The sequence below is a fragment of the Amycolatopsis anabasis genome, from assembly GCF_009765355.1.
Lineage (GTDB): Bacteria > Actinomycetota > Actinomycetes > Mycobacteriales > Pseudonocardiaceae > Amycolatopsis > Amycolatopsis anabasis.
Window position 1 is genome coordinate 34,904 of record NZ_VTHK01000041.1, and the last position, 17,152, is coordinate 52,055.

The 17,152-nt window shown below is 70.1% G+C and carries 17 protein-coding genes; 13 read left to right on the forward strand and 4 right to left on the reverse strand.

Going from position 1 to position 17,152, the window contains the following annotated elements; genetic code table 11:
- The first annotated feature begins 133 nt into the window (after nucleotides 1-133).
- The 5 genes from FXO23_RS37055 (at nucleotide 134) to FXO23_RS37075 (ending at nucleotide 4,743) form a co-directional block, all read left to right on the forward strand.
- Entirely contained in the window at nucleotides 134-955 is an 822-nt protein-coding gene (locus FXO23_RS37055; protein ID WP_158891081.1) for an SDR family NAD(P)-dependent oxidoreductase, read from the forward strand.
- Nucleotides 956-1,152: 197 nt separating this feature from the next.
- Complete coding sequence (locus tag FXO23_RS37060) at nucleotides 1,153-2,097, forward strand: amino acid ABC transporter permease (protein WP_246258245.1); 945 nt, start codon at nucleotides 1,153-1,155, stop codon at nucleotides 2,095-2,097.
- Nucleotides 2,094-2,858, forward strand: a complete 765-nt coding sequence (locus tag FXO23_RS37065; protein WP_158891083.1) for an amino acid ABC transporter ATP-binding protein — start codon at nucleotides 2,094-2,096, stop codon at nucleotides 2,856-2,858. Before FXO23_RS37060 ends, FXO23_RS37065 begins: the two co-directional genes overlap by 4 nt.
- Before the next feature lie 18 nt (nucleotides 2,859-2,876).
- Entirely contained in the window at nucleotides 2,877-3,833 is a 957-nt protein-coding gene (locus FXO23_RS37070; RefSeq protein ID WP_246258246.1) for an ABC transporter substrate-binding protein, read from the forward strand.
- 49 nt (nucleotides 3,834-3,882) lie between these two features.
- The gene (locus FXO23_RS37075) at nucleotides 3,883-4,743 is read left to right on the forward strand and encodes a serine hydrolase (RefSeq protein ID WP_246258247.1); all 861 of its coding nucleotides are present in this window, start codon (nucleotides 3,883-3,885) and stop codon (nucleotides 4,741-4,743) included.
- Here FXO23_RS37075 and FXO23_RS37080 read toward each other — a convergent pair.
- Together FXO23_RS37080 and FXO23_RS37085 are read right to left on the reverse strand one after the other, a co-directional pair.
- Nucleotides 4,731-5,813: a DmpA family aminopeptidase gene (locus FXO23_RS37080; RefSeq protein WP_158891085.1), complete on the reverse strand. Its 1,083-nt coding sequence runs from the start codon at nucleotides 5,811-5,813 to the stop codon at nucleotides 4,731-4,733. The two genes, FXO23_RS37075 and FXO23_RS37080, sit on opposite strands and share 13 nt — an antisense overlap.
- Nucleotides 5,810-6,421: a TetR/AcrR family transcriptional regulator gene (locus FXO23_RS37085; RefSeq protein ID WP_158891087.1), complete on the reverse strand. Its 612-nt coding sequence runs from the start codon at nucleotides 6,419-6,421 to the stop codon at nucleotides 5,810-5,812. The genes FXO23_RS37080 and FXO23_RS37085 overlap by 4 nt, the downstream gene beginning before the upstream one ends.
- Before the next feature lie 171 nt (nucleotides 6,422-6,592).
- On the opposite strand from FXO23_RS37085, the gene FXO23_RS37090 reads away from it, so the two are divergent.
- Nucleotides 6,593-7,987, forward strand: coding sequence for an APC family permease (locus FXO23_RS37090; RefSeq protein ID WP_158891089.1), 1,395 nt, complete (start codon nucleotides 6,593-6,595; stop codon nucleotides 7,985-7,987).
- Nucleotides 7,988-7,989: 2 nt separating this feature from the next.
- On the opposite strand, the gene FXO23_RS37095 is transcribed toward FXO23_RS37090, so the two are convergent.
- Complete coding sequence (locus FXO23_RS37095) at nucleotides 7,990-8,397, reverse strand: PGPGW domain-containing protein (protein ID WP_218952265.1); 408 nt, start codon at nucleotides 8,395-8,397, stop codon at nucleotides 7,990-7,992.
- 182 nt (nucleotides 8,398-8,579) lie between these two features.
- Here FXO23_RS37095 and FXO23_RS37100 point away from each other — a divergent pair, with 182 nt between their 5' ends.
- From FXO23_RS37100 to FXO23_RS37110, 3 genes are all read left to right on the forward strand, one after another.
- A complete protein-coding gene (locus FXO23_RS37100; protein WP_158891093.1) occupies nucleotides 8,580-9,689 on the forward strand; it encodes a heparan-alpha-glucosaminide N-acetyltransferase domain-containing protein in 1,110 nt (369 codons plus the stop codon).
- 129 nt (nucleotides 9,690-9,818) lie between these two features.
- On the forward strand, nucleotides 9,819-10,103 hold the full coding sequence (locus FXO23_RS37105; RefSeq protein WP_158891095.1) for a DUF3040 domain-containing protein: 285 nt from the start codon (nucleotides 9,819-9,821) through the stop codon (nucleotides 10,101-10,103).
- Nucleotides 10,103-10,807: a Crp/Fnr family transcriptional regulator gene (locus tag FXO23_RS37110; protein WP_158891097.1), complete on the forward strand. Its 705-nt coding sequence runs from the start codon at nucleotides 10,103-10,105 to the stop codon at nucleotides 10,805-10,807. The genes FXO23_RS37105 and FXO23_RS37110 overlap by 1 nt, the downstream gene beginning before the upstream one ends.
- Before the next feature lie 6 nt (nucleotides 10,808-10,813).
- Here FXO23_RS37110 and FXO23_RS37115 read toward each other — a convergent pair whose 3' ends face one another.
- Nucleotides 10,814-11,344 carry a Pycsar system effector family protein gene (locus tag FXO23_RS37115; protein ID WP_158891099.1) on the reverse strand — a complete coding sequence of 177 codons (531 nt, stop codon included), beginning with the start codon at nucleotides 11,342-11,344 and terminating at the stop codon, nucleotides 10,814-10,816.
- Nucleotides 11,345-11,627: 283 nt separating this feature from the next.
- On the opposite strand from FXO23_RS37115, the gene FXO23_RS37120 reads away from it, so the two are divergent.
- The 4 genes from FXO23_RS37120 to FXO23_RS37135 all read left to right on the forward strand — a co-directional run bounded on the left by FXO23_RS37120 (nucleotide 11,628) and on the right by FXO23_RS37135 (nucleotide 16,887).
- Entirely contained in the window at nucleotides 11,628-12,260 is a 633-nt protein-coding gene (locus tag FXO23_RS37120; RefSeq protein ID WP_158891101.1) for a Crp/Fnr family transcriptional regulator, read from the forward strand.
- Between the two features lie 84 nt (nucleotides 12,261-12,344).
- The gene (locus FXO23_RS37125; RefSeq protein ID WP_158891103.1) at nucleotides 12,345-13,610 is read left to right on the forward strand and encodes a hypothetical protein; all 1,266 of its coding nucleotides are present in this window, start codon (nucleotides 12,345-12,347) and stop codon (nucleotides 13,608-13,610) included.
- Complete coding sequence (locus tag FXO23_RS37130; protein ID WP_158891105.1) at nucleotides 13,607-15,868, forward strand: hypothetical protein; 2,262 nt, start codon at nucleotides 13,607-13,609, stop codon at nucleotides 15,866-15,868. The genes FXO23_RS37125 and FXO23_RS37130 overlap by 4 nt, the downstream gene beginning before the upstream one ends.
- On the forward strand, nucleotides 15,865-16,887 hold the full coding sequence (locus FXO23_RS37135) for a hypothetical protein (RefSeq protein ID WP_158891107.1): 1,023 nt from the start codon (nucleotides 15,865-15,867) through the stop codon (nucleotides 16,885-16,887). The genes FXO23_RS37130 and FXO23_RS37135 overlap by 4 nt, the downstream gene beginning before the upstream one ends.
- Nucleotides 16,888-17,152 lie beyond the last annotated feature (265 nt).

Genomic DNA, 17,152 nt, shown 5'->3' on the forward strand with positions numbered 1-17,152 from the left:
CGGCGCTGGACGCGACTTGTCTGTGTGTGCACTCTCCTTGTCGGGCAGCTCACGAACTACGATCCGGCGCGGGGTGGCCGGCGTGCCGACCGGCTACCGTCGGTTTTTCCCGGCCGAGGAAGGAAGATCTACTGTGGACAATTCTCGGCTCGCGGGGAAGGTCGCCGTGATCACCGGCGGCGGCACGGGAATCGGCGCGGCCGCGGCGCGGCGGTTCGCCGCCGAAGGCGCCGACGTGGTGCTCGTCGGCCGCCGGGAGGCGCCGCTGCGGGCGGTCGCCGGGGAACTGGGGGAGCGGGGGATGGCGCTCGCCGCGGACGTCACCGACCGGGTCGCGGTGCGGGCCGCCCTCGACGCGGTCGCCGAGCGCTTCGGTGGTCCGGACATCGTGGTGGCCAACGCGGGCGGGCACGGACTCGGCGCCGCGGGGGAGATGACCGACGAGGATTGGCGGCGCGGCCTGCACGCCAACCTGGACACCGCCTTCGTCACCATTCGCGAGGCGCTGCCCGCGCTGGAACGGCGGCGCGGCAACGTCGTCGTGGTCTCCTCGATCGCCGGGCTGGCCGCCGGGCCGCGCGCGTGCGGGTACGTGACCGCCAAGCACGCGCTGATCGGGCTGACCCGGTCGCTGGCCCGCGACTACGGCCGGGCCGGGGTGCGGGTCAACGCGGTGTGCCCGGGCTGGGTGCGCACGCCGATGGCCGACGGGGAGATGGACGAGCTCGCCGCGGACCGCGGGATCGGCCGAGAGGAGGCCTACGCCCTGGTCACCCGGCACACCCCGCTCGGGCGACCGGCCGAAGCCGAGGAGATCGCCGCGGTGATCGCCTTCCTCGCGTCCCCGGACGCTTCGGCCATGACCGGTGCGGTGCTGGTCGCCGACTCCGGCGCCGGGGCGGTCGACCTGCCCACCATCGCGTTCGACGAGGACGCCGGGCGGGCCCCTGCCTGAGCCGTGCTTCCCCGCCCGGCCGGTTCAGCATGCTCGCCGAACGTGCCGAGTGCGCCGTTTCCCAGAGATTGATACGCCGTTTTCGCGGCGGGCTTGCCGTGCGATCGTGAAGAAAGCCTGGGGATTGGGCGCGAAGCGGTGAATCCCGCGCGCGCACCGCCGGGAAGATTCCGCCTGGAATTCGGAAAAGGAGCCCGGTGACGTCTACGTCTCAAGTGCCGTGGTCCGTGCTGGACCGCTCGGAAACCGAACCCGAAGACCTGCGGGTCGTCCCCGCGCGCCACCCGTTGCGCTGGCTGGCCACCGCGGTCGTGCTGGTCCTGCTCGCCATGGCGGTCCACGCCCTGATCACCAACCGCGCGTGGGACTGGCCGACCTTCGGGCAGTTCCTGTTCTACGACTCGGTGCTGGCCGCGGTCGCGCTCACCCTCGAGCTGACGTTGTTCGGCGTGGTCGCGGGATTCCTGCTCGGCACCGTGCTGGCGCTCATGCGGCTGTCCCGCAGCCGGTTGCTGCAGGCCGTCAGCTGGGCCTACACGTGGGTTTTCCGTTCCGTGCCGCTGATCCTGCAGCTGCTCTTCTGGTACAACCTGGCGATCCTGTACAACCAGATCTCGTTCGGTGTCCCGTTCGGACCGTCGTTCTTCGCGGTGGACACGATGTCGCTGGTGCCGCCGTTCCTCGCCGCCGGGCTCGGTCTCGCGTTGCACCAGGCCGCCTATGCCGGGGAGATCGTGCGAGCCGGTTTCCTCTCGGTCGACCAGGGGCAGCGGGAAGCCGCCGCGGCACTCGGGATTCCCGCCGGGCGGCAGATCCGGCGGATCGTGCTGCCGCAGGCGATGCGGTCGATCATCCCCACCGCGGCCAACGAGATCATCGGCATGGTCAAGGGCACCTCGGTGGTCTACATCATGGCGCTGCCCGAACTCTTCTACCAGGTGCAGGTGATCTACACCCGCAACGGCCGGGTGATCCCGCTGCTGCTCGTCGCCACCGCGTGGTACCTCGCGCTGACCACGGTCCTGTCGATCATCCAGTACTACGTGGAGCGGCACTACGCCCGGGGCGCCCTGCGCGCGCTGCCACCGACGCCGTGGCAGCGAGTCCGGAGTTTCGCCGCGGCGGTGCGGAGCGGCCGATGAGCGAGTACATGGTGGAAGTGCGCGGGGTGCGCAAGAGCTTCGGGCCGCACGAGGTGCTGCGGGGGGTGGATCTCCGCGTCCGGACCGGTGCGGTCACGGTGATCATCGGCCCGTCCGGATCGGGCAAGTCGACGTTGCTGCGCACGATCAACCACCTCGACAAGGTCAACCGCGGTTTCGTCAGCGTGGACGGCGAACTGATGGGCTACCGGCGTGCCGGGAAGCGGCTGCACGAGCTGAAGGAACGGCAAGTCCTCGCCCAGCGCACGAAAATCGGGTTCGTCTTCCAGAACTTCAACCTGTTTCCGCACCTGACCGCGCTGGAGAACGTCGTCGAGGCGCCGGTCTCGGCGCAGCGGCGGTCCCGGGCCGAGGCGGCCGCCCTCGCCCGTGACCTGCTCGCCCGGGTCGGCCTCGCCGAGTACGCGGACGCGTACCCGCGCCGCCTTTCCGGCGGGCAGCAGCAGCGCGTGGCGATCGCCCGCGCGCTCGCGCTGCGGCCCAAGGTGCTGCTGTTCGACGAGCCGACCTCGGCGCTGGACCCGGAACTGGTCGGCGAGGTGCTGGACGTCATCAAGGATCTGGCCCGCGGCGGGACCACGATGATCGTCGTCACGCACGAGCTCGGTTTCGCCCGGGAGGTCGCGGACACCGTGGTGTTCCTGGACGACGGCCGAATCGTCGAACAGGGGAGTCCGGCCGAGGTGCTCGACAACCCGCGGAACGAACGCGCCCGGGCGTTTCTCAGCAAGGTCCTCTGAGGACAGACAGGAGACTCCGTGTTCAAGGCAAGAATGGCCGCTTTCGTCGTGCTCGCCGCACTCCTGGCGGTGACCGGCTGCGGCGCCGGGGCGTCCACAACGGACAGTGCCGCGCCGAACGCGGGAGTGAAGATCAACACCAAACCGGACCAGCACCGGGAGCGCGCGCAGCGGGTCGACGAGATCGCGAAGCTGGTGCCCGAACCGATCCGCGCCCAGGGCGCGCTGGTGGTCGGCACGACCGGGAACACCACACCGCCGCTGTCCTTCCGCGCGGACGACGACCGCACGATCATCGGCGTGGAGCCCGATATCGCGCAGCTGGTCGCCGACGTCCTCGGCCTGCGGCTCGACCTGCGGGCCACCTCCTGGGAGAACCTCTTCCTCTCCGTCGAGACCGGCCAGTACACCGCCGGGTTCTCCAACATCACGGTCACCGAGGAGCGCAAGGACAAGTACGACTTCGCCGGCTACCGCAAGGACACCATCGCGTTCGAGGTGCGCGAGGACCGGGACCTGACCGTCTCCGGGCCCGCGGACCTGGCCGGGCTGCGGGTCGGCGTTTCGGCGGCCACGAACCAGGAGCAGATCCTGCTGCGCTGGGACGAGCGGAACAAGGCCGCCGGGCTGTCGCCGATCCAGTTCCAGTACTACCCGAACTCCAACGACTACTACCTCGCCCTGCGGTCCGGCCGGATCGACACCTACGTCGGGCCCAACCCGGGCGCGGCCTACCACGCCGCGGTCACCGGGGAGTCCAAAGTGGTCGGTACGGTGTCCGGTGGGGGCGACGTGCCCGCCGAGATCGCGGCGATGACGAAGAAGGGCAACGGCCTGGCCGAGGCGTTGCGGCGCGCGCTGGCCGTCGTCATCGGCAACGGCCAGTACGCCGAGGTGCTGCGCCGGTGGGACCTGGCGAGCGAGGCGGTGCCCGAGTCGAGGGTCAACCCGCCCGGGCTGCCCCGGCAGAAATAACGGCTCCCGCCATCGCCTTCGACGCCGAGGCCGCTGTAGTCTCCGAAGCGTGAAGATTCTCGGCAAGCGCATCCTGGCGGGCGTTTTCTGCATCGCATTCCTCACCGCCGCGACACCGGCGGCGCAGGCGGACACCGCACCGGTGCACCGGGGCGGCTCGGCGGTCGAGGAGACCGCGGCCGGATTTCCCCCGGAGCTGCGCCTGCGCATCGCGGCGGCCGAGGCCTACGCGAGCAGCCGCCCGGGCTTCGCCGGAATCGTGGTGCGCGACCGGAAGACCGGCGCTTCCTGGCACAACCCGCACTCGAAGACGCTCATCTGGGCGTGCTCCACGCCGAAGCTCGCCATGGTGGTCGACCTGTTGCTGCGCGACGACTCCGGCGCCATTCGCCTGACGGACGAAGACCGCGCGCTGATGCACGCGATGCTGAACTCCAGCGACAACGACGCGGCGCACACGCTGTGGAACCGCTACGGCGGTGAGGACTTCGCGACCCGCTTCCCGTCCTACGGGATGACCGACATGCGGTTCACCGATCAGCATCCGCACCACTGGGGATGGATCCTCACCACGGCGGACGACCTCGATCGCCTGATGAACTACGTGCTGGAGCGCATGCCCGCCCGGCACCGGGAGTACCTCGTCGGCGAGATGCGTTCGGTCGACGTGAACCAGCAGTGGGGCGTCTGGGGCGCGGGGGAGGCCGCGAAACCGGGGAACAAGAACGGCTGGGCGGACGACAACGACGACGGTTCCTGGCTGATGAACTCGGTGGGCTTCGTCGGCCCGGACGAGCGCTACACCGTCGCCATCATGAACAACACCCAGGTGGTCGAGGGCGGTTACGACGTCGGCAAGGAAACGACCACGAAGATCAGCGAACTCCTCTTCAAGGGTTACTTCCGCTGAAGCAACGCCGCCAGGCGGTCGACCGGCAGCGCGGGCGCCCGGTGGCCGTTCCGGCCGACCATCGGCTCGTTCGCGACCAGGGCGTTCAGCACAGCCTCCTCGACCACGTGCACCACGGCCTCGAAGAACGGATCGATCCGGCCCCACGGAACGAACCGGAGGGATTCGTAGGCGGCCTCGGTGCTGACCGGGAACGTGCTGGTGAGCGCGCCGGGATTCGCGGTGGAGAAGGCCAGGAAGAGGTCGCCGGAGAAATGGGAACCGGTGGTGCCGGTGCGGGCCAGGCCGAGCGGCACCCGCCGGGCCAGCGCCGCGCACTGCCCGGGCAGCAGCGGGGCGTCGGTGCCGAGGACCACGATGACCGATCCGGACCCCGGCGGGGCCAGCCAGTTCCGGTCCTCCATCGGGTTGTCCCCGGCGAGTTCCGCCCCCACGCCGACCCCGGCCACGGTCAGTTCGCGCCGGGCGCCGAAGTTGGCCTGCACCAGCGCCCCCACGGTGTAGGCGTCCGCGCCGTAGGACACCACGCGGGAGGCCGTGCCGGTGCCGCCCTTGAAGCCGTAGCACATCATTCCGGTGCCGCCGCCGACCGAACCCTCCGCGATCGGGCCGCCGCGTGCCGCGTCGAGCGCCGCGCCCGCGTGCTCCGGGCGGATCGTGGACGCGTTGACGTCGTTGAGGTAACCGTCCCAGGTCTCCGCGACGACCGGCAGCAGCCACTGGCTAGCGACGTCCGGCCGCTCGCGCACGACCCAGTCGATCACGCCGCGGTGGCACGGCCCGACCGCGTGGGTGTTGGTGAGCAGCACGGGCAGCCCGAGCGAACCGGTCTCCGCGAGCCAGGCGGTGCCGGTCATCTCCCCGTTGCCGTTGAGCGAGTACGTCCCCGCGGCGCACGGCTTCGCGAACCCGGCCCGGCCGCGGGGCAGGATCGCGGTGACGCCGGTGCGCGCCGATTCGCCCTCGACGAGGGTCGTGTAGCCGACCTCGACCCCGGGCACGTCGGTGATCGCGTTGGCGGGACCGGTCTCGCCGGGCAGCGGTATGCCGAGTTCGCGGGCGCGGGTCATCGGTTGCCCTCCAGTGCGCAGCGGGTGGCGGAGGCCGCGTAGGCGCGGATCATCGCCTCGGCGGTCGCGGCGTCGACGCTCGGCACCGCCATGGTGACGTGCAGGCCGTACCCGTCCTCCAGGGTCACCAGGTTGCGGGCGATGGTGAGCGGATCGGTGACCAGGTCGAACGTCCCGGCCGCCGCGCCCGCTTCGAGGATGCCCGAGTAGATGCGGACCTGCCGCTCGTACAGGGCGATGTGCTGCGCCGCGTAGGCCGGATCGCGCCGCGCGATCGTGCCCAGTTCGTAGAGCAGGACGCAGAGTTCGTCGTCCGGTCCGGTCGGCAGGCCGCTGTGGATCACGCCGAGCAGGCGGCGCCGGGGATCGGCTTGTGCCCGTGCCGCTTCCTCGCGTGCCGCGCAGAAGCGGTCGACCGCCTCCCGCTGCACCTCGTGCAGCAGGTCGACCAGGGTCGGGAAGTAGTAGAGGACCGAGCCGGACGACATCCCGGCGCGATCCGCGATGTCGCGCAGGCGGAGGTTGAGCACCCCGCGCTCGATCACCGCGCGCCGCGCGACTTCGACCAGTTCGGCCCGGCGTTCCGGTGCCCGGTTAGGACGTGCCATGGTCCTCATTCTTCGAATGACCTTCAAACAACGCAAGTCGCACGAGAGCCGAAACACAATCGTAACTGGCTTCTGGGTTGCAATCTCCGGGGTCGGGACCTTTGATACGGGAACCGCGCGGTTCGTCGAAGGGTATTCAAAGAACTCGGCCAGCCATCGGAGAGGATCATCATGACCGCTTCCGGCCAGACACCCGCCGCAACCCGCCCCGCCCTTCGCCGGGGCCTGAAAACCCTGGGCACCCTGCTCATCACGCTGTCCGCGATCAGCCCCGCGTCCTCGGTGTTCATCATCGCGCCCGGGGTCATCGGCGGGGCGGGCACCGGCGCGGTCTGGAGCTTCGTCGCCGCCGGGATCGTCGGGATCTTCATGGCGTTCGTGTACGCCGAGCTGTCCTCGGCCTTCCCGCTCGCCGGCGGCGAGTACGCCATCGCCGCCCGCACCCTCGGCCGCCTGCCCGGGTTCCTCGTGCTGGGCCTGATGATGGTCACCCAGCTGCTGATCGTCGCGGTCATCGCGCTCGGCGTCGGCACCTACCTGGCGGTGCTGTTCCCCGGTCTGCACGGCCCGACGGTCGCGGCCGTCACCTGCGTCGCCGCCGCGGTCACCGCGATCTTCGACATCCGGCTCAACGCCTGGGTGACCGGGATCTTCCTGGCCGTCGAGATGCTCGCCCTGCTCGTCGTGAGCGCGCTCGGGTTCGTGCGGCCCGCGCGGTCGCTCACCGATGTGCTCGTGCACCCCGTGGTGGCGGACGGCGCCGGGGTCGTCCCGGCCTCGATCGGGGTGATCGCCGTGGCCACCTCGGTGGCGATCTTCGCCTACAACGGCTACGGCTCGGCCGTCTACTTCGGGGAGGAGACCCGGGACGCGTCACGCGGGATCGCCCGTGCCATCCTCTGGGCACTGGGCATCACCGTGCTCGCCGAACTCGTGCCGGTGACCGCCGTGCTGCTCGGCGCCCCCGATCTCGGCGCGCTGTTCGGCGCGGAGAACCTGATGTCGTACTTCCTGGGTGCGCGCGGCGGCGAAGCGCTCACCACCGCGGTCAGCCTGGCGGTCGCGCTGGCCATCATCAACGCCGTGCTCGCGATCGTGCTGATCAGCTCGCGCATGGTGTTCAGCAGCGCGCGGGACGAGGCCTGGCCGGGGCCGGTGAACCGGGCGCTGGGCGCGCTCCACCCGAGGTTCGGCACCCCCTGGATGGCCACCCTGCTGACCGGCGCGGTCGGCGCGGCGCTGTGTTACGTCGACCCGGAACTGCTCCTGGTCGTCACCGGCACCTCGATCGTCGCCGTGTACGCCACGCTCTGCGTCGCGTCGATCGCCGGGCGCCGCAACGGTTCCACCGCGGGCGGGGCCTACCGGATGCCGTGGTTCCCGGTGGCGCCCGTGCTCGCCCTGGCCGCGCTGGCCTACGTCGTCTACCAGAACGCGCTGGACGCGCGGATCGGCCGGCCCAGCCTGTTCGTCACCGCCGGGATCGTGCTGCTGGCGCTGCTCTACTACGTCGGCGTCCTGCGGCGCCGGGGTGAGTGGGTGCTGCGGGGTCCGGAGCCCGAATGACGTCACTCGGCTTCGCGGCGCGCGCGGACGCGGCGATAGCTCCAGATCAGCAGCCCGAACAGGATCAGGCCGGAGAGGATGAGGCTCGAGCCCGCGCTCCACCCGCCGAACGGCAGGCCGGGCACGACTCCCCACACGATCCCCGCGCCGATGAGCGCCAGCCCGGCGAGCACCGAGCCGGCGATGCGCAGGGGAGAGGAGACGCTGTCCTCGGCCGCCTTCATGGCGCGGTCGCGCACCGGGTCGACGTAGCGTTCCAGTGCGGGAAACTCCGAGGCGAGCACGATCAGCCCGGCGAGGACCAGCAGCAGGCCCGGCCCGGGCAGGACGAGCAGTGCGATCCCCACCAGGAGCAGGGCGGCGCCGATCACGCCGATGACCACCCGTTTCACCGGATTGCCCGTCGCCACGGCCGCCTCCCTCTCGTCTTCGCCGTTAGTAGCCGATCGAACCATCGAACCGGTGCGGGACACGCCGGAGAAGTCCAGGATCCCCCGGTCGGTCGGCGGGGTCGATTCCCGCCGACGGGCGGGGCGGCCGCGGCCACCCGACCGGTAGGCCGTCACGGGCGGGCACCGGAAACCTGAACGGCATGGCGGTGAAACCGACAACCGAGACCACGTCCGGGGCCAGGGTCAGGCTCGCCGGTGTCGATCTGGCGCGCGGACTCGCCGTGTTCGGCATGTTCGCCGTGCACCTGGGGCCGGAGCCGGGCACGGGTGGATTCCTCAGCTGGCTGACCGGAATCGTCCAGGGCCGGTCCGCGGCGCTCTTCGTGCTGCTGGCCGGGGTGTCCCTGGCCCTGCTGACCGGCGGCCGATGCCCGAAGCGGGGCGCTGACCGGCGGGAAGCGGTGCTGCGCATCGCGATTCGCGCCGTGATCCTCCTGCTGCTGGGCACCGGGTTGACCATGCTCGGCACCTCGGTGCTCGTGATTCTCGCCTACTACGGCGTCTTCTTCCTGCTCGCGTTGCCGTTCCTCCGGCTGCGCGCGGGCACGCTCGCGGTGCTCGCCGGTGCCGTCGCGATCCTGGGACCAGTCCTGGCGGCCGTCGCCCGCCCGCTGGTGCAGGGCGGTCACTTCGCCGAGGTGAGCACTGCGCACGATCCGCTCGCCCAGTTGTCCGGCGAGGGTGTGTTGCGGCTGCTGCTGACCGGGAACTACCCCGCGATCACGTGGATGGCGTTCGTGTTCGCCGGAATGGCCCTCGGCCGGCTCGACCTCGCCGCCGTCCACAAGCGACTCGCGGTGGCCGGTGCGGCGCTCGTGGTGCTCGGGTACGGCGGTTCCTGGTTCGCGCTCGGCCTGGTGGAGACCGCCGAGATCGACCTGGACGAAGAAGTCGCCGCGCTGTTGGACACGACACCGCACACCGGGACCCCGTTCGAGATCGCGGGCACGCTCGGGATCGCGATCATGGTGCTGTCCGCCGCGCTGGTGCTGGCTCCCCGGTTCCCCCGGGCGGTGCTGCCGGTCGAGGTGGTGGGCCGCATGGCGTTGACCGCCTACGTCGCGCACGTGCTCGCAATCGGCGCCCTCGGGATCGGGGAAGTCCCCGAACGGCCGCTGCTCGCGCTGACCGCCTTCGTGGTCACCATCGGCGCCGGGTTGCTGCTGTGGAGCCGGTTCTTCCGCCGCGGCCCGCTCGAATTCCTGATGCACCGGGCCACCGAACCGGCGCGGCTGCTCAGGCGACGGTGATCACCGCTCCGCTGCGCCCCGGCTTCGCTACTCTCGGTGAACGCGGGTTCACAGCCGACCGAAGCCGGGACCCGTCAGGCCGCTGACACAGCGGCCGAAGCGAGCGATAATGGGCGCAGGTGAGTGACCATGGCGCTTCACGATGAGGAGCAACGTCGTCTGGCCGAGATCGAACTCCGGCTGGCCGAGGAGAACCCGCGTCTCGCGCAGCGCCTCGCCGAGCTGCGCCCGATCCGGATCTCCGGCACCATCCTGGCCGTAGTGGCGGTCGTCGGCGCCCTGACCATCGGCCTGACGATGATGACCTTCGGCGCCCAGTCCTCTTCTCTGATACTGATGGTTCTCGGTGCGTTGCTCGCCGTGGTCGTCCCCACCGCCGCCGTCTGGCGCTGCTGGCTCCACCGACTGCACTGATGGGCAGCCCGGCGCGCGCCGACGGCCGCTGGCCGTTGAACAGCCTGCTGGCGGGTCTGCCGGCCGCCACCGTCGAGGAACTGCTCGGGCTGGGTACTTTTCGCGAATTCGGCCCGGAACGCGTCCTGCTCCGGGAAGGCGAGGTCTCCGTCCACGCCTACCTCCTGTTGAGCGGGTGCGTGAAGGTCACCGCGACCACGCCCGAAGGCCGCCTCGCCTTGCTCGCCATCCGGGTCGGCGGGGAGCTGATCGGCGAGCTCGCCGGTCTGGACGGTGAGCCCCGGGTGGCGACGGTGACGACGGCCGGCCGGTTGCGGGCCCGGCTGATCTCGCGGGCGGAGTTCCACGGTTTTCTCGCCCGGCATCCGGACGCCGCGCTCGCGGTCAGTCGCAGTGTCGGCGCCAAGCTCCGCTGGGCGACGCGTCGCCGGGTCGACTTCGGCGGTTGCGAGGTTCGGGTCCGGCTCGCCCGGGTGCTGGTCGAACTCGCTGCCGGTTACGGGAAGCGGGTGGGCGCCGGAATCGAGATCGGGGTTTCGCTGACGCAGCCGGAACTGGCGGCGCTGGTGGGCGCCGCCGAACCCACGGTGCACAAGGCGCTGGCCGAACTGCGCCGCCGGCGGATCGTGGACACCGGCTACCGGCGCACCACGATCCGCGACTACGACCGGATCCTGGCGGTCGCCGGACTCGCGGACGGCTGAGGTCCGCTAGGAACATCCGGTGAGGAGCAAGGTCGCCAGCGTGCTGGTGAGCATGCCCGCCATCCCCACCAGGGAGCGCCGGACGTGCCGGTGCTTGCGCATCGCGAGCTCGGCGAGTAGCTGCGCCACTTCCCGCGCCTGTTCCCCCTGATTTCGCGCGGTGCCCTGAGGCGCCCATGTCCGGTCGAAGGTGGCCACGGCGGGGAAGGCGAACCGGTTGTCGCCCGAAGTTCCCGGGAGCCGCGGGCGCAGGGCCTGGACCAGTTGATGCGACGACACGGCGAAGGCCACCGCGAAAAGGCCGAGCAGCGCGAACGCGAGCCCCCTGGCCGGGGCCGCGCCGGTGGAGTTGGCGAGCAGGCCGAACTGAACGGTGAGCAGGGCCGTGAGCATGCCCTGCACGGCCACCAGGGTGCGAACCTTCTCGTCCGCGTGCTGCACCGCGCCCTGGAACAGGGTGATCGTGGCCAGGGCGGTGGTGAGTTCACCGGCGTCGGTGCGATCGTGTGCGGGGACCGCTGATCTTCCGCGTTGCATGATCGTCCTTTCCCTCGATTCACCGCCGTAACCGTCCCCGTTGTCGTCGCGACCGAACACGTCAAACGCCGGGTTTCCGGATTCCGGGCCGGGAATCCCCCGAATGGTCGGATCCCGTCCAAGGACGGGGTGTGCCTTCCGCGAATCTGGCATGGATGGTGCTGCCGGCGCTCGTGGATGGTCGCCGGATACGACCGGAGCAGGTGGGGAGCCAACGCTGAACCAGGAGAATTGGCCGAGGGACTGCCTGCTCGGACAGCTTGGCGCGCGTGCGCGGGAGGCGTTGCTCGCGCTCGGCACCACGACGACCTACCAGGCTCGGCACACGGTGATCCGGCAGGGCGCGGAAAGCCATTCCGTGCTGGTTCTGCTGTCCGGTTCGGTGAAGGTGACCGTGGACAGCGAATTCGGCCGCACCGCGCTGCTCGCCGTGCGGGGCCCCGGGGATCTCCTCGGCGAAATGGCCGTTCTCGAACGGCGCCGCCGAGCCGCGAATGCGGTCACCTGCGGCGCGGTCCGGGCCAAACTGATCAAGGGAACGCATTTTCTGGAATTCCTCGACCGCAATCCGGACGCTTGGCGGCTCGTCGCCCGGTCGCTGAGCGAGCGGCTGCGCTCGGCCAACCGGCGGCGTGCCGAATTCGTCGCCTGCCCGGCGCCGGTTCGGGTCGGCCGGGTGCTGGTCGAGATCGTCCGCCGGCACGGCGAACGAACACCGGCGGGCTGGAACCTCAGCGTGTCGCTGACCCAGACCGAGATCGCGACCCTCGCGGGTGTCGCGCTCGGAACCCTCGAGAAGGCCCTGCAGTCCATGCAACGGCAGGGGCTGGTGCGGCGCCACTATCGACGGATCGTGGTCGAGGACATGTCCGGGCTGTGCCGATTCGGCGGACTTCCGTACCGGAACCCGTACTAGTACGGGGTCAGCGACCGCGAACTGACAGAAAGTGAGGTGCGACGGCCGAACACCGGATCACGGTAGCCGGATAGGAGGAATACGTTGCCGGACAAAGAAGGCTTTGCGCGAGTCCTTTTCCTGGCGGTGGACGCGTGGCGCTATGGAGCGCGTGACGATCTCGGCCAGTCCGACGTGCAGGACGCCCTGGTCAACGGCCTGGCCGCCGCGGCGGGGCACGCCGGTCTCGAGCAATCCTGCTGGGAAGTGCAGAACACCGGTGACGGCGTGCTCGCGTTGCTGCCCAGCGGTGACGCCGAGCCCAAACTCGTGGATCCCTTCGTCCGGGCCCTCGACGAGTGGTTGTGGCGGTACAACAGGGATCGGGTTCCGGCCGCCCGGTTGCGTCTCCGGGTGGCCGTCCACCACGGTGTCGCGTACCAGGCGAGCTGCGGTTTCGCCGGACAGGGCGCCGTGCATGTCGCGCGCCTCGTCGACGCGCGACCGGTGCGCGATGCGCTCGCCGGCGCGCCGGACCGGAACCTCGTCCTGGCCATCTCGAAGCCGGTTTTCGACGACGTGGTCTGCCAGGGGCACACCGCGTTGCGGCCAGAAGACTTCGTGCCGGTCGAGGTGCACATGGCGGAGAAGGGATTTCGCGCGCCCGCGTGGATCCGCGTGCCCGGCGTCGACCCCCAACGGCTCGCGAACCGGAAGCAGGACGTCGATCCGGAGCTGTTCGCGCTCAGCCTGTCGTTCGACTTCGCGCCGGATCCCGGATCCCTCGAAGAGGTGGTGGACCGGTCGTTCGAGGCGGCCGGGCTGGACCGGCCCGCTCTCCGGGAAGTGGCGGGCAACGAAGTGCTGATCGTCCTGCGGGAAGGCGTCTCTGGCACCCGGGTGCTCGGGGTCTGGGTCGAATGCCTGGACGAGGCGCTCCGCGCGCGCGGCACCAGCGCGACTTTGGGTGTGGACTTCGGCCCGGTGATCGGGGACGGGCCCCGGATCCGAGGGCTGGCCGCGGAACGGGCCCGGGGACTCGCGGCGTCGCCGCGGGTCGCCGACGTCTTCGCGGCCGCTCGCGGGGTGCGGCTGGCGGTGGTGGTGTCCGATCTGGTCCACCGGTCGGTGGTGCGGCGGGGCGGGCGGTTCGTCAGCCCGGAGAGTTACCGGCCGGTGGAGGCCGGTCCGCGGGCCTGGTTCCGCGTATTGGGCTACTCGGTGCCGCCTCCGCCGGCCGCCGCGAGCCGCGGTGCGACCGAGCCCCGCGATGTCGAGATACACGGCAACGGAACCGTGATCGACCACGGGGAATTCGGCCATTACCACAACGGTGACGTCAAGAACTACTACGGGGACAGCCGCCGATGAGCACCGACGAATCCGCGGAATCCCCGGGCACGCCGCAACCGGCTGCCGAACCGGGGAACAATTCGAGCGGCGATTCCCCGCCGGACCAGGCGGAGGGCCGGAAGGACGACGCGGTCAACGAGCAGGACGCTCCGGAAATGAACCGGGCGTACTGGCGTGGACAACGGTTCTACGACATGCGCGGCAACACGACGCTGATGGAACACGCGAACATCCGCGAAATGCAGGTCGGGGATCGATATTTCTTCGTCGGCCAAGGCGTGTCGTGCATCTCGGGCTCGATTCGCGAAGAAATCCTGAGGTGGACCAGGGATCGATATGTCCCGATCAGAAACTACCCGGATATGCGCAAGACGCTGGCGGAACTGCGGCTGGCGCTGCTTCGCGGGGTGCCGGGCACCGGGCGAGCGACAACGGCCCTGCACCTGCTCGACGCCGTGGCCAAGGGAAAGGTCTACCGCCTGGATGTCGGCGCGGAGATCAAGTCGATGTCCGAGGCGGACCTACCGCACCAGGGTTGCGGCTATTTCGTCGAGTTGTCCCGGCGGGCCGAGAACTCGCTGACCGAGGCTCATCTGGACAAACTGCGAGACCTGCTGGAGAAACGCGATGCCTACTGCGTCCTGATCGGCGGGCGGGACCTGCGTCAGGTGGATTCGTTCGGCGGCTACGCCATGGAATACGAACCGCCCGATCCGCGGGAATTGCTGGAGCGGCACATTCGCCATGAGGTGCGGGTGGAGGACGACGAGGACCTGGAGCGGCGTTTGGCGGAGCTGGTCCTGGCGGACTGGGTTCATGTCGCCCTCGGGCCGCGTCCGCGCCCGATGGAGTCGACGCGAATGGCGGCGCTGCTGGTGGACCACGCGCGAGGTGTCCTCGATCGGAGCGAGGTCGAACGGCGCGCCACCCAGGCGGTGCCGTTCCAGGTTGCCGAGTGGTTCGCCGAACTGCAAGGCCTGCGGGCGGGAGAGGATCTGGACGAAGGGCTCGGGCTGGCCGCCTTCCGGATCGCACTCGGTGTGTTGAACGAGTCGCCCTACCACCTGGTGGCCGAAGCCGCGAGGAAGCTCGCCCGGAGGTTCGTCGAGGCGACCGCGTCGGAGAATTCGCGCCAGACGTCGTTGCTCGCGGACGATCCCGAGCGCAGGCTACCGGCGTTGCGCGCGGAGTTCATCGATGGGCAGGCGATAATCGGGACGGCCAGGGTGCCGATGCGGCTGCTGGCGTTCCAGGACGAGCGATACCCGGTCACGGTGCTGCGCCACGTCTGGGAGAACCACCACCGCATGCGCGCGGCGATTTCCAGCTGGCTGATGAAGCTGAGCAAGGATCCGAGGCCGCTCGTCTGGGTGCGTGCGGCACAGGCCGCCGGATACCTGTGCTCCCTGGACTACACCTACGCGTTCACGAAGTTGATCACGCCGGGAATCTATGCGACCGGCGACAACTGGATGCGGCGGCGGTTGTTCGCGGCGATCGCGCTGGACCAGGCGGCACAGGAAGACCAGGTGCTGCAGGCGATCCGTGGCTGGCTCCGCCGCTGGCGCCGTCGTGGTGACGAAGCGGAGCGGTGGACCGCGGCCGCCACGCTGGGGTTCGGCCTGGGGCTGCGGTACATCGACCATTCCCTTGAGGAACTGCGGATTCTCGGCACTCCGTCGGAACGGCTCCCGGTGCTGGCCGACGAGGGCGGGTCGGGGTTGGTCTGGGTGGCCGGGTACAGCCTGTCCAAGTTGTTCGCGTTCGGCGCGGTGGAGCCGGTGCTGGACCGGCTGAACGAGTGGGTCCGCAGCGAGCGCCGCAGCCTGCGCCGGCTCGCGCTGGAGACGGTCAACCAGCTGACCGATCTGTACGGGTTCGAGCTGAGGTTCCTGGACATGTCCGCGGGGCGGAAGCCCGGCGTGCGAGCGGGGCGTGAGCGCTGGCCGCTGTTGCTGACCCTGCAGGAGGCGGACGACCGGCTCACCGAGCCGTTCGCCGACCTCCTCCGGCGTTCCCTGCGCGCCCGGGGTGGGGACGGCACGGCCAAGCGCCTGCTGGGGCGCTGGATTCGTTCCGGTGAGAAGGACGCGGAATGCCTGGGTGTTCTCCTGCGGTTTCTGCCCCATCTCATCGAACGTTCCGATGACGCACACCGCCTGTACCACCTGGTGAACCGGATGCGCCGGGACTGGGCCGAGCCGCTTCCGGTCGATGTCGCGCGGCAGTTGGAAACGGTCATCGAGGGTTCGATGCTTCGAGGGAGGGCGTCATGAACGAATCAGCGGACGAGGTCGCGAACAACTCCGGCCAACCGGAGACGCCTGTCCCCGCGGTCGAGCGGGCGGCCGAGGAGGGGCGCCGCGTCGGGGAGGGCAGGTCACCGGTCGCCGCGGTCGCGCCCATCGTCGGCGAGCACCACGTGGGCAGGTTCGAGTTCTTCTACCGAAGGCCACCGGTCAAGGCGTGGACCGCGCGGGTGTTCGTGCAGGCGTCCGGCCGGTGCCTGGTGTTCATGCCCGACAGGCAGCCGACCACCCGCGAACTGCTGTGGAGCGGTATCCGGACGATGTACGAGATCGACCTCGCGTACCGGCATCTCGCCTTCGAAATCGATCTGCCGAGCACGGGTGACGCGTTCGCGTTCCAGGCCAGGGTGGACATGCAGTGGCGGGTGACCGATCCCCTGCTGGTCGTGCGGGACGGGATCACCGACATCCGCCGGGTGCTGCTGCCCTCGCTGCTGGCCGATCTGCGGCGGGCCACCCGGAGGTGCCGCATCGCGGACGCGGAGAAGGCGGAGTGCGAGGCCAATCGGGAAGTGGCCGATGACGCGTTGAGCCGCCGGCACGGGTTGTGGACGAAGGTCTTCGTGCGCCTGCGGATGGACGATCAGTGGCGGCGCAACGTCCGGCTCGAGGCCCAGGTGGGCGTCTACCGGGCCATCATCGCGATGGGCGATCTGAACCAGTTCGCCCTGCAACTCGCGCAGAACCCGAAGGATGTCGAGCCCGTGGTCCGGGCCCTGGCGAGCGAGCGCGACCTCCACCGCCGCGAGGTGTTCGATTTCATCGCCAGGCTGATCGAATCCGAAGCCCTGGATCGGTGGGAGATCGACGACCAGGTCAGGGAGGCCCTGCGGTGGCTGAAGGACTCGATCCACCGGGTGATCTCGGGAACCGACGAAGCCCGCCAGTTCTCCGCAGGTCCGGAAGGGAACGGTTCGCCGCCGGGCCGTGTGCTCAGCGCGCCCTCGCCCGCCGGTAGCTCGAACGGGACGGGCGGCTCGTCGTAGGGCACCTCGCCTGGCTGACCGCCGGACTCGGTCCGAGTGCGGAGTTCGCATGCCCGAATGGGTAACTCACGTCCTCGAGTGTGTAACTCGCATGCCTGAGTGTGTAATTCGCGTACGTGAGTGTGTAACTCGGGGACCGAACGGGGGACTCGGGCGACGGGAACGGGGGACTCGCGGCGGCCCCGGAAATGTCGGTGCCTGGGGCTACCCTTGAAGCAAGGGGTTCCCCCGAGGCACGAACGGTCCGTTCACGTGGGTGGGCAGG